The 12,166-nt window shown below is 74.6% G+C and carries 10 protein-coding genes and 1 pseudogene; 9 read left to right on the top strand and 2 right to left on the bottom strand.

What is annotated here, in order from left to right; all coding sequences use genetic code 11:
- Positions 1-54: 54 nt before the first annotated feature.
- Positions 55-408: a VOC family protein gene (locus J2S46_RS26375; protein ID WP_191289557.1), complete on the bottom strand. Its 354-nt coding sequence runs from the start codon at positions 406-408 to the stop codon at positions 55-57.
- A 79-nt stretch (positions 409-487) separates the two neighbouring features.
- Between J2S46_RS26375 and J2S46_RS26380 the strand changes: the two genes are divergently transcribed.
- A complete protein-coding gene (locus tag J2S46_RS26380) occupies positions 488-1,177 on the top strand; it encodes a trimeric intracellular cation channel family protein (RefSeq protein ID WP_191289558.1) in 690 nt (229 codons plus the stop codon).
- Here the strand turns inward: J2S46_RS26380 and J2S46_RS26385 are convergent.
- Complete coding sequence (locus J2S46_RS26385; RefSeq protein WP_191289559.1) at positions 1,113-1,961, bottom strand: IclR family transcriptional regulator; 849 nt, start codon at positions 1,959-1,961, stop codon at positions 1,113-1,115. The genes J2S46_RS26380 and J2S46_RS26385 overlap by 65 nt on opposite strands.
- A gap of 289 nt (positions 1,962-2,250) precedes the next feature.
- On the opposite strand from J2S46_RS26385, the gene J2S46_RS26390 reads away from it, so the two are divergent.
- The 8 genes and pseudogenes from J2S46_RS26390 to gatC all read left to right on the top strand — a co-directional run bounded on the left by J2S46_RS26390 (position 2,251) and on the right by gatC (position 12,164).
- Positions 2,251-3,435: a cysteine desulfurase family protein gene (locus tag J2S46_RS26390; protein ID WP_073926056.1), complete on the top strand. Its 1,185-nt coding sequence runs from the start codon at positions 2,251-2,253 to the stop codon at positions 3,433-3,435.
- A 148-nt stretch (positions 3,436-3,583) separates the two neighbouring features.
- Entirely contained in the window at positions 3,584-4,738 is a 1,155-nt protein-coding gene (gene mnmA / locus J2S46_RS26395; protein WP_191289560.1) for a tRNA 2-thiouridine(34) synthase MnmA, read from the top strand.
- Between the two features lie 88 nt (positions 4,739-4,826).
- Positions 4,827-5,357 carry an LOG family protein gene (locus J2S46_RS26400; RefSeq protein WP_191289561.1) on the top strand — a complete coding sequence of 177 codons (531 nt, stop codon included), beginning with the start codon at positions 4,827-4,829 and terminating at the stop codon, positions 5,355-5,357.
- A gap of 14 nt (positions 5,358-5,371) precedes the next feature.
- Positions 5,372-6,061 carry an SDR family oxidoreductase gene (locus J2S46_RS26405; RefSeq protein WP_073926054.1) on the top strand — a complete coding sequence of 230 codons (690 nt, stop codon included), beginning with the start codon at positions 5,372-5,374 and terminating at the stop codon, positions 6,059-6,061.
- 145 nt (positions 6,062-6,206) lie between these two features.
- Entirely contained in the window at positions 6,207-7,214 is a 1,008-nt protein-coding gene (locus J2S46_RS26410; protein ID WP_191289610.1) for a methionine synthase, read from the top strand.
- An 18-nt stretch (positions 7,215-7,232) separates the two neighbouring features.
- Positions 7,233-9,632, top strand: a complete 2,400-nt coding sequence (gene ligA, locus J2S46_RS26415) for an NAD-dependent DNA ligase LigA (RefSeq protein ID WP_191289562.1) — start codon at positions 7,233-7,235, stop codon at positions 9,630-9,632.
- Between the two features lie 357 nt (positions 9,633-9,989).
- Positions 9,990-11,564, top strand: a pseudogene (locus tag J2S46_RS26420) (putative bifunctional diguanylate cyclase/phosphodiesterase); the annotation flags it as partial.
- 303 nt (positions 11,565-11,867) lie between these two features.
- Complete coding sequence (gatC, locus tag J2S46_RS26425) at positions 11,868-12,164, top strand: Asp-tRNA(Asn)/Glu-tRNA(Gln) amidotransferase subunit GatC (RefSeq protein ID WP_191289564.1); 297 nt, start codon at positions 11,868-11,870, stop codon at positions 12,162-12,164.
- The last annotated feature ends 2 nt before the right edge of the window (positions 12,165-12,166 follow it).

Below are 12,166 nucleotides of genomic sequence, written 5' to 3' on the forward strand. Positions count from 1 at the left end.
GACCACCCGGTCGGGGCCGCACCGCCTTCCGTGCCCGGGCGTCGCCCAGGGGGATCAGTTACGGGCGCTCAGCACGCAGAACTCGTTGCCCTCCGGGTCCGCCAGCACCGTCCAGGACCGCTCGCCCTGGCCCACGTCGGCGAGCCGGGCACCGAGCGCCAGCAGCCGCTCCACCTCGGCGGCCTGCCCGGTGTCCGGGCGGAAGTCCAGGTGGAGCCGGTTCTTCACCACCCGGGGGTCGTCCACCCGGATGAAGAGCAGACTCGGCAGCCGGTCCGGCGCGGAGCGGATCTCGTACTCGTCCGGATCGTCGTCGACGGTCACCCAGCCGAGCGCCCGCGCCCACCAGCGCCCCAGCTCCACCGGGTCCTTCGCGTCGACGACCACCTGTTCCCAGTTCAGTGTCATGGCACCACGCTAGGCGCTGCCGCCCCGGCGCGAGGGCCTCCCGGCGACCCGGCGGCCGATCCGGAGGCCCGCGGTCCGGATGGCGTCCGGCGCGGTGGAGACTGGTGCGGTGACCTCGCAGATCTTCCCCACCGACGTGCAGCAGACCCTTGACCTGGTCGGCATCTTCGTCTTCGCCCTGTCCGGCGGCCTGCTGGCCGTGCGCAAGAACATGGACATCTTCGGCATCTGCGTCCTGGCGGAGGTCACGGCGCTCGGCGGCGGGGTGATGCGCGACCTGGTGATCGGCGCGACGCCGGTGGCCGCGTTCAGCAACCTCGGGTACTTCTCCACCCCGCTGGCCGCCGGCCTGGTGGTGTTCTTCCTGCACCCGCAGGTGGAGCGGATCAACCGCAGCGTGCAGACCCTCGACGCGCTGGGGCTCGGCCTGTTCTGCGTCACCGGCACCGCGAAGGCGCACGACTACGGCCTCGGCTCGGTCGCCTCGGTGGCGCTCGGGATGGTCACCGCGGCCGGCGGCGGGGTGATGCGTGACGTGCTGGCGCAGGAGATCCCGTCGCTGCTGCGCTGGGACCGCGAGATCTACGCGGTGCCCGCGCTGATCGGCTCGGCGACGACCGCCGTCCTGATCGCCGTCGACCACCTGACGGCGGCCACCGGGACGACCGCCGCGCTGACCGCCTTCCTGCTGCGGATGTTCGCGCTCAAGTTCGGCTGGCGGGCACCTCGTGCTTGGCACCGCAACGGTTCTCGCACCAGCGAGGAGTAGGGGAGCCGCCGTACGCCAGCGAGATCGCCTCGACCGTGCAGAGCAGTTCGGGCAGCAGCCGGGTGAGCACGGTGGCCGGGGCGACGTCGGCCGGGGCGGAGATGGCGCAGGCCGCGACGGCCCGCCCGCCGCTGCCGGAGATCGGCGCGGCCACGCTGGTGACCGCCTCCTTGTTCTCGCCGCGGTCCATCGCCCAGCCGAGCCGCCGGACGGCCGCCAGGTCGGCCAGCAGCTCCTCCGAGTGCTGCTTGTCGCCGCGCGGGGCCCCGGCGGCCGGGCGCCGCGCGGCCCGGGCCTCGAACTCCCGGGTCACCGGCAGCGCCGTCAGCTGGTCCTCGGGCAGGTCGGCCAGCAGCACCCGGCCCAGCGCCGTCGCGCTGGCCGGCACCCGGCGCCCGATCCGGGACGCCGGGCCCAGCCAGGAGCCGGGGCTGACGGGGTATCGGCTCTCCACCTTGTCCAGGTAGACCACCTCGCCGCCCTCCAGCACCGCGAGGTGCACGGTGTGGCCGTACCGCTCGTTGAGGGAGGCCAGGTAGGGCGCGGCCACCTGGCGGACGTCGACCTCCTCCAGGGCCTGCTGGGCGAGCGAGATCAGCCGGCCGCCCAGCCGGTAGCGGTGGTCGGACTGCCGGTGCACGAAGCCGTGCGACTCCAGCGTGCGCAGCAGCCGCAGGGCGGTCGACTTGTGCACGTCGATGGAGGCGGCGGCCTGCTCCAGCGAGGCCGGGCCGTCGCCGAGCGAGGCCAGGATGGTCAGTGCGCGGTCGACCGACTGTGACATGGCGCCCCCCGGAGCGTCGTGCTGGGCTGTTCCTGCTGAAGGGTTCTGCGGGCCGGGCGGGCCGGCCGAGGGTGCTGGCCGGACGCGGGGCCGCGGATGTGCGGCCGGCGGGCCCGGCCGGCCGTCCGGGCGTTGCTCCGCCGGGAGTTGGGCCCGTGGTCCGGCCGGCGGCCGTGGCCCGGCCCGTCCCGGTTCTCGGACGGTCCGGTTGTTGCGCCAGGCTAACGACGCGTTGCAGAGGGTGCAATGGCCGAATCGTGACCCGGCGGCCCTCTACAATCGACGGGTTATGCCATACCTGGACCATGCGGCGACCACGCCGATGCTGCCCGAGGCGATCGCCGCGATGACGGCGCACCTCGGTGTCGTCGGCAACGCCTCCTCCCTGCACGCGGCCGGCCGGCGCGCCCGCCGCGTGGTCGAGGAGTCCCGGGAGTCGCTGGCGGAGGCGCTGGGCGCCCGGCCGAGCGAGATCGTTCTCACCGGTGGCGGCACCGAGTCCGACAACCTCGCGGTGAAGGGCCTCTACTGGGCCCGCCGCGGCGCCGACCCGGCCCGCACCCGGGTGCTGAGCAGCCCGGTCGAGCACCACGCGGTGCTGGACGCCGTCCACTGGCTCGCCGAGCACGAGGGCGCCCGGGTCGAGTACCTGCCGGTGGACGCCTACGGCCGGGTGCATCCGGCGGCGCTGCGCGAGGCGATCGAGGCCGACCCCGGCTCGGTGGCGCTGGTCACCGTGATGTGGGCCAACAACGAGGTCGGCACCGTCCAGCCGGTCGTCGAACTCGCGGCCGTCGCACGCGAGTACGGCATCCCGATGCACGCCGACGCGGTGCAGGCGCTCGGCCAGGTGCCGGTCTCCTTCGCCGAGTCCGGCCTGACCGCGCTCACCGTCACCGGCCACAAGATCGGCGGCCCGTACGGGATCGGCGCGCTGCTGCTCTCCCGCGGCGCCACCCCCGTCCCGCTGCTGCACGGCGGCGGCCAGGAGCGGGACGTCCGCTCCGGCACCCTGGACGCCCCCGCCGCGGCCGGCTTCGCCGCCGCCGCCCGGGTCGCGGTCGGGCGCCGGGCCGAGCACGCCGCGACCGTCGCCGCGCTGCGCGACGAACTGGTCGACGAGGTGCTCGCCGCGGTGCCCGACGCCGTGCTGAACGGCGACCCGGCCCCCGCCGGCCGGCTGCCCGCCAACGCGCACTTCTCCTTCCCCGGCTGCGAGGGCGACGCCCTGCTGATGCTGCTCGACGCCCAGGGCATCGAGTGCTCCACCGGCTCGGCCTGCTCGGCCGGGGTGCCGCAGCCCAGCCACGTGCTGCTGGCGATGGGCGCCGACCCGCTGCTGGCCAGGGCCTCGCTGCGGTTCTCGCTCGGCCACACCTCCACCCGGGCGGACGTCGAGGCGCTCGCCGCGGCGATCGGCCCGGCCGTCCTGCGGGCCCGCAACGCCGGGGTCGCGGCGGCCGCCCGCCGCTGAGCCCTCCGCCGGCCCGGCCGCTGCCCCGCCGTACGGCGCCGGACGTGACGCCGGGCACACGGCACCCGCCCGCCCCCCCGGCGCCCGGGCCGGCCCGCGGTCATTGCCGTCGGGGCGGCGAGGAGCACCCCGTACTCTTGGAGGCATCATGACTGAATTCCCGGGTGCCCCCACTGGTCCGAGCCCGATCGACGCGGCGGGCGGCCGCCGCCTGCGCGTGCTGGCCGCGATGTCCGGCGGCGTCGACTCCGCCGTCGCCGCCGCCCGCGCCGCCGAGGCCGGCCACGAGGTGACCGGCGTGCACCTCGCGCTCTCCGCCAACCCGCAGTCCTTCCGGACCGGCGCGCGCGGCTGCTGCACCATCGAGGACTCCCGGGACGCCCGCCGGGCCGCCGACGTGATCGGCATCCCGTTCTACGTCTGGGACCTCGCCGAGCGCTTCCGCGAGGACGTGATCGACGACTTCGTCGCCGAGTACGCGGCCGGCCGCACCCCCAACCCCTGCCTGCGCTGCAACGAGAAGATCAAGTTCGCGGCGCTGCTGGACAAGGCGATCGCGCTCGGCTTCGACGCCGTCTGCACCGGCCACTACGCCCGGATCGTCGACCTGCCCACCGGCGAGCGCGAGTTGCACCGCGCCGTCGACGCGGCCAAGGACCAGAGCTACGTCCTCGGCGTGCTCGACGCCGACCAGCTCGCCCACTCGCTCTTCCCGCTCGGCGACACCACCAAGGACGTCATCCGCGAGGAGGCCGAGCGCCGGGGCCTGGCCGTCGCGAAGAAGCCCGACAGCCACGACATCTGCTTCATCGCCGACGGCGACACCCAGGGCTTCCTCGCCAAGCACCTCGGCACCGCCACCGGCGACATCGTCGACGCGGACGGCACCAAGCTCGGCGAGCACGACGGCGCCTACGGCTTCACCATCGGCCAGCGCAAGGGCCTGCGGATCGGGCGGCCCGCCGCCGACGGCAAGCCGCGCTACGTGCTGGACATCTCGCCGGTGGACAACACCGTCACGGTCGGCCCGGTCGAGGGCCTGGACGTGCTGTCGCTCACCGCGATCCGCCCCCGCTGGTGCTCCGGCGTGCCCGCCGCCGACGGCCGCTACACCGCCCAGCTGCGCGCCCACGGCGAGGAGGTGCCGGTGAGCGCGGCCGTCGTCGACGGCGAGCTGCGGGTCGAGCTGGACACCCCCGCCCGGGGCATCGCCCCCGGCCAGGCCGTGGTGCTGTACGACGGCACCCGGGTGGTCGGCTCGGCCACCATCGCGGCCACCGAGCGGCGGGTCGTCAACGCCTGAGCCGGTCCGGCGCGGCCCCGGCCGGCGCCCGGTACGGCCCTGAACCACCAAGATCGCGGCCCCGCGGCCGCGGCGGACCTGGGGAACCATGAACATCACCGTCTTCTGCTCCGCGTTCTCGCTCGACGAGCGCTACACCGAGCCGGCCGCCGAGTTCGCCCGGCTGCTCGGTGGGCGCGGCCACACCCTGGTCTGGGGGGGCTCGCACGCCGGCCTGATGGGCCTGCTCGCCGACGGCGTCAAGGAGGCCGGCGGCCGGCTGGTCGGCATCTCCGTCGAGATGCTCGCCCACAAGGCCTACGAGGGCGCGGACGAACTGGTCACCACCCGTGACCTGGCCGAGCGCAAGGCCCAGCTGCTGGCCCGGGCGGACGCCGTGGTGGTGCTGGTCGGCGGTCTCGGCACGCTGGACGAGGTCACCGAGGTGCTGGAGCTGAAGAAGCACGCCCTGCACGACAAGCCGGTCGTGGTGCTCGACACCGACGGCTTCTACGAGGGCCTGCGCCTGCAACTGCAGCGGATGGACCAGGAGGGCTTCCTGCCCCGGCCGCTGGCCGAGCTGATCACCTTCACCGCCGACCCGGCCGAGGTGTTCACCCACCTCGAAGCCCGCGACTGAGAGCGACCCCGATCATGGGAAATCATCTGATCACCGGCGCCGGATCCGGCATCGGCGCCGTCGTCGCCGAGCGGCTCGCCGAGCGCGGCGAGAACCTCTGGCTGTTCGCCCGCAACGCCCGGCGGGCCGCCGAGCTGCGCGAGCGCTTCCCCACCGCCCGGACCCTGGTCGCCGACCTCGCCGACCCGGCCAAGCTCTCCTGGACCCTCGGTCAGCAGGAGCTCCCGGTCGAGATCGACTCCCTGCTGCACATCGCGGGCGTCGTCCAGCTGGGTGAGATCGGGGACCTCCCGGTCAAGGCCTGGCAGGAGCAGCTGAACGTCAACCTGGTCGCCCCGGCCGAGCTGACCCGGCTGGTGCTCCCCTCGGTGCGGCTGGTCCGCGGCCACGTGGTCTTCGTCAACTCCGGCGCCGGCCTGACCGCGCACGCCAACTGGGGCGGCTACGCGGCCAGCAAGTTCGGCCTGCGGGCGCTCGCCGACGCGCTGCGCGCCGAGGAGCACGGCAACGGCGTCCGGGTCACCTCGGTGTACCCCGGCCGCACCGCCACCATGATGCAGGTCAAGGTGCACCAGCAGGAGGGCAAGGAGTACGAGCCCGAGCGCTGGATCGACCCGGAGTCGGTGGCCAAGGCCGTGCTGACCGCGCTCGACCTGCCGCGCGACGCCGAGATCACCGAGATCACCGTCCGCCCCGGCCGCTGACACCGCCGGGGCCCTGCCGGGCCGCCGGGTCCGGGCCCGGCCGGGGCCCGGACGCCGTAGGCTTCGCGGGGTGAGCAGCGAAGACGCACCCCTCGACCCGCAGGCCTTCCCGGAGCTGTACGGCGCCGCCACCGGCGTCGGCTCGATGCCCGGCACCGACGCCCGGGAGGCCGCCAGGACGTCGGTCGGCGCCCTGGAGCACCTCCCGTTCCTGCCGGAGCTGCCCGCCCGCGGGCCCGGCGCCGACATGATCGGACGCGGGGCGGGTCTGCTGGTCGAGCTGTTCGCGCAGACCGAGCCGAGCGGCTGGCGGTTCGCCGACCGCCCCGGGCGCGACACCCGGCGGGCCCACTCCTGGCTGGGCGAGGACCTGGACGCCCTGGAGGAGTTCACCCAGGGGCACCGGGGCGCGCTCAAGGTGCAGGCGGTGGGCCCCTGGACGCTGGCCGCCTCGATCGAGCTGCGCAACGGCGAGAAGGCGCTCCGTGACCGCGGCGCCTGCCGGGGCATCGCCGACTCCCTCACCGAAGGCCTGCGCCGCCACCTGGAGGACGTCCGCCGCCGGGTGCCCGGCGCGCAGGTCGTCCTGCAGCTCGACGAGCCCTCGCTGCCCGCCGTGCTGGCCGGCGGCGTGAAGACGGCGAGCGGCTTCCAGCGGCTGCGCTCGGTCGACCGGCAGGTCGCCGAGGAGCTGCTGCGCGGGGTGATCTCCCGGCTGGACGTCCCGGTGGTGGTGCACTGCTGCGCCCCGCAGGTGCCGATCCCGCTGCTGCGCCGGGCGGGCGCGGCCGGAGTCTCGCTGGACTTCTCGTTCCTGACGGAGCGTGAGGACGAGGACCTGGGCGAGGCGATCGAGGCCGGCACCCGGATCCTGGCCGGCGTGGTGCCGTCCACCGAGCCGGCCGCGGTGCCCGCGCCGCCCGGCGCCCGGCCCCGGGCGGCCGCTCAATCAGCGGGAGTGTCAGACCCTGCCGGTAGTGTCCAGGGTGTCAGGACGTTGTGGCGCAGGCTCGGGCTGGCCCCGGAACTCCTGGGCCGCCAGGTGCTGGTGACACCGTCCTGCGGGCTGGCGGGGGCGAGCCCCGCGTACGCGCGCACCGCGCTGTCACACAGCGTGAGGGCGGCGCGGAGCCTGGTGGACAATCCGGAGTGAGACGGTAGGAGGCTTGCAGTGGTGGCTGTCGAGGGCTGGGAGGAGATCCCGCCGGAGGTGCGCAGGCGGCACGCCGAACTGGCGGCCGAGATCGAGGACCACCGCACCCGGTACTACGAGCAGGACGCGCCCGTCGTCAGCGACGCCGAGTTCGACGCCCTGATGCGCGAGCTGGAGGCACTGGAGGGGGAGCACCCCGCGCTGGTCACCCCCGACTCGCCCTCGCAGAAGGTCGGCGGCGGCGCCGCCGAGGGCTTCACCAAGGTCGAGCACCGGGAGCGGCTGCTCAGCCTGGACAACGCGATGGACGACGAGGAACTGTCCGGCTGGGCCGAGCGGGTGGCCCGCGAGCTGGACGGCCTCGACTACCACTACCTGTGCGAGCTCAAGGTCGACGGCCTGGCCGTCAACCTCACCTACGAGCACGGCCGGCTGGTGCTGGCCGCCACCCGCGGCACCGGCCGGGTCGGCGAGGACATCACCGCCAACGTCCGCACCATCAAGGAGATCCCGCACCAGCTCGCCGGCGAGGACATCCCCGAGCTGGTCGAGATCCGCGGCGAGGTGTACCTGCCGACCGAGGCCTTCGCCGAGCTCAACGCCTCCTTCGCGGCGGAGAACGAGCGCCGCCGGCTGGAGAACGAGGAGCGCGCCAAGGAGGGCCGGCGCCCGCACGCCATGGTGAAGCTCTTCGCCAACCCGCGCAACGCCGCCGCCGGATCGCTGCGCCAGAAGGACCCGCTGGTCACCGCCGCGCGGCCGCTGCACATGGTGGTGCACGGCATCGGCGCCCGGGTGGGCTTCGACATCGACTGCCAGTCGCACGCCTACCGGCTGCTGGAGGGCTGGGGCCTGCCCACCGCCCGGCACAACCGGGTGGTCGGGACGCTGGAGGAGGTCCGGGCGTTCATCGGCCAGTACGGCGAGCAGCGGCACTCGGTCGAGCACGAGATCGACGGTGTGGTCGTCAAGGTGGACGAGATCGCCCTGCAGGGCCGGCTCGGCTCCACGTCCAAGTCGCCGCGCTGGGCGATCGCCTGGAAGTACCCGCCGGAGGAGGTCACCGCCAAGCTGGCCCGGATTCAGGTCGGCATCGGCCGCACCGGCCGCGCCACCCCGTTCGCGGTGCTCGCCGAGCCGGTGAAGGTGGCCGGCTCGATGGTCCAGTACGCGACGCTGCACAACCAGCAGGTGGTGAAGGCCAAGGGCGTGCTGCTCGGCGACACCGTGGTGCTGCGCAAGGCGGGGGACGTCATCCCCGAGATCCTCGGCCCGGTGGAGGACCTGCGCGACGGCACCGAGCAGGAGTTCGTGATGCCCTCGCACTGCCACGAGTGCGGCACCGAACTGCGCCCGATGTCCGAGGGCGACATCGACCTGCGCTGCCCCAACGCCCGGTTCTGCCCGGCCCAGGTCCGGGAGCGGATCGCCTACCTGGGCGGCCGCGAGTCGCTGGACGTCGACGGCCTCGGCTACGTCGCCGCGACGGCGCTCACCCAGCCGCTGGAGCCCGCCGAGGCGCCGGTCGGCAACGAGGGCGACATCTTCGGCCTGACCCTGGAGCAGCTCCTGCCGATCAAGGTCAAGGTCCGCGACCAGAAGTCCGGCATGCCCAAGCTGGACGACCGGACGGGCGAGGAGAAGGTCATGACCTTCTTCGCCAACCTGAAGGGCGAGCCCAAGAAGTCGGCCGCCCTGCTGCTGGAGAACCTCGACAAGGCCAAGGACCGCCCGCTCTGGCGGTACGTCAACGGCCTGTCGATCCGGCACGTCGGCCCGGTCGCCGCCCAGGCGCTGGCCGCCGAGTTCCGCGACCTGGACCGGATCTTCGCCGCCACCGAGGAGGAGCTGGCCGCCGCCGAGGGCGTCGGACCGACCATCGCCCGGGCCATCCGCGAGTGGTACGAGGAGGACTGGCACCGGGAGATCCTGGAGAAGTGGCGGGCCGCCGGGGTGGTCTTCACCGAGGCCGCCGCCGAGGAGCAGGGCCCGCGCCCGCTGGAGGGCCTGACGCTGGTGGTCACCGGCACGCTGGCCGGCCACACCCGGGACGGCGCCAAGGAGGCGCTGACCTCGCGCGGGGCCAAGGTCACCGGCTCGGTGTCCAAGAAGACCGACTTCGTGGTGGCCGGCGACAACCCGGGCTCCAAGTACGACAAGGCCGTCCAGCTGGGCCTGCCGGTGCTGGACGACGCCGGGTTCGCCGTCCTGCTGGAGAGCGGCCCGCAGGCGGCCCGGGCCCACCTCGGCCTGCCGGAGCAGGCGCAGACCCCGGAGCCCGCGGCCAAGCCGGCCGCCCGGCGCAGGGCCAAGGCGTCCGCCCCCGAGGGGGAGACCGGCGCCGAGGCGGCCCCGGACGCGGCCGAGCAGCCGGCCGGGCCGGCCTCCGAGGTGCCCGGGCAGCCCGCCGAGCAGTGACCGGCAGTGCCCGCCGCCGTCCTGAGAGGGCGTCACTTTCGCCCGGCAGCGGCGGCGGCGGGCATTCTGTCACTGTGCCCTTGCGCACATCCGTGCGGCATTCCCGGTTGCCCGAAAGTCTGCCCTTCCGGTGGGCCCCGGCTTACCCTGGTGCCCAACAGAGTGTCAGCAGGGGTGGGGGCACCGGCTGAGCCGGTATCCGCGGGGCCGCTCCATGCCCGGCAGCTGCCGGCGCCGGCGAGGTGCCTCACCGTAAGGCGGCCTGAAACGGGGCGGGCCCGACGGAGGACAGGGCTTATGGATCGTACGACCGGCGGCGCGCCCACACGCCCGCCGCAGGGGGTGGCGGGTGCGGTCCTGCTGCTCGGCGTGCTGCTGGCCGGGGCGGCGCCGCTGATCCCGCTGGCCGTCCTGGTCTACCGCTACGAGCCCGAGCTGCTGCCGCTCTTCGCGGTGCCGCTGGCCGTCCTGGTCGCGGCCTGGCGGATCGCCCGGGACCGCGCACGGGATCAACTCACCGACCCGCTGACCGATCTGCCGAACCGTCAGGCACTGCTGCTGGCCACCCAGGAGGCGATCGCCGACCACGGCGACAACTACAGCGTCGGGCTCATCCTGCTGGACCTCGACCGGTTCCGCTCGCTCAACGACACCCTCGGGCACACCGCCGGCGACCGGCTGCTGGTGCACATCGCCCGCCGGCTGCACCGGGCGCTGCGCCCCGGCGCCCCGAGCGGCCTGGGCGGCGAGTCCGTCGACGACGCCTTCGCCGCCCTCTCGCCGCCCGAGCGCGGCAGCAGCAGGCCGGTGGTGGCCCGGATGGGCGGCGACGAGTTCGCCGTGCTGATGCCCGGCATCGGCTGCCCGGACACCCTGGAACGGGTCGCCAAGACGCTGATCGCCGAGCTGGCCGCCCCGATCCGGCTGGACGGCCTGCTGCTGGTGCTGGAGGCCAGCGCCGGCGTCTGCGTCTACCCCGAGCACGCGCAGGACGCCGAGTCGCTGCTGCGCCGGGCCGACGTGGCGATGGGCCACGCCCAGCGCGGCCGCAGCGGCGTGGAGCGCTACGACGAGTCCCAGGACGCCGACACGCCGTACCGGATCGGACTCCTGGGCGATCTCCGCCGCGCCCTGGAGACCCGTGAGGTGCAGCTGCACTACCAGCCGAAGGTGGCATTCGACGGCCGGGTGGTGGGCCTGGAGGCGCTGCTGCGCTGGGAGCGGCCCGGCCAGGGCAGGGTCTCGCCGGACGAGTTCGTCGGGCTGGCCGAGTCCAGCGGGCTGATGCCCCGGCTGACCGACTACGTGCTGGAGTCGGCGGTCGGCCAGCTGGCCCTCTGGCGGGGGCAGGGCCTGCAGGTCCAGGTCGCCGTCAACGTCTCGCCGCGCGACGTCCTCAACCCGGGCTTCGCCCAGCGGGTCGCCGGGCACCTGGTCCGGCACGGCGTGCCGGCCCACGCCCTGCAGCTGGAGATCACCGAGCGGCTGCTGCTGGACGACTCCCGGCTGGCCGCGGAGACCCTCGCCGAGCTGCGCGAGTACGGCGTCGGGATGTCCCTGGACGACTTCGGCACCGGGTACTCCTCGCTGGTCAGGCTGCGCAGCCTGCCGGTCGGCGAGCTGAAGATAGACCGCTCCTTCGTCTCCCGGATGGTCGCCGACGACCACGACGCGGCGGTGGTGCGCTGCTCCGTGGAACTGGCCCACTCGCTGGGACTGACGGTCGTGGCCGAGGGCGTCGAGGACGACGAGACCTGGGAGCGGCTGCACTCGATGGGGGTGGACGCCGTCCAGGGCTGGCTGGTGTCGGCGGCGCTGCCGGCCGAGCAGGCCACCGCCTGGCTGCGGGTGCACCGCACTGGCGCGCCGCCGGTCGAGCGGATGGCGCCGCCCGCCGCGCTGCCCGCGCCGCTGCCGGCGCTGCCCCCGCAGCTGGGTGCCGGCCTCGCCTCCGGGCTGGCCGCGGGCCTGTCATCGGCGCTGCCGCCGAGTCGCTGGCAGCAGGTCGGCCAGCCCGTCCAGGCGGTGCAGGCGGAGATAGCGGCGGCCGTCCCGCCGCCGGCGAACCGGGCCTGACGCCGTCGCGTGGCCGGTGGCGGGGCGGCGCCCCATAGGATGGGGCCCACAGACCACCAGGACGGTCAGGTCGGGCGGCGGTGCCGCCGGCTCCCGTCCGGCCGGGTGCCGTGTCGACACGGCTCCGGCTCCACCAGAACTCACCTTGAGGATCGCTGCATGCCTGGCATCACGCGCGAGGAGGTCGCCCACCTCGCCCGGCTGTCGCGTCTTGAGTTGCAGGCCGAAGAGCTGGACCACTTCGCCGAGCAGCTCGACGTGATCATCGGCGCGGTCGCCCGCGTTTCCGAGGTCGCCGGACAGGACGTCCCGCCGACCTCCCACCCGCTGCCGCTGACCAACGTCATGCGCGCGGACGAGGTGCGGCCGTCGCTCACCCCGGAAGAGGCCCTGGCCGGCGCGCCGGCCGCCGAGGAGCAGCGATTCCGCGTGCCGCAGATCCTGGGGGAGGACTAACA

The sequence above is a fragment of the Kitasatospora herbaricolor genome, assembly GCF_030813695.1.
Taxonomy (GTDB): Bacteria; Actinomycetota; Actinomycetes; order Streptomycetales; family Streptomycetaceae; genus Kitasatospora; species Kitasatospora herbaricolor.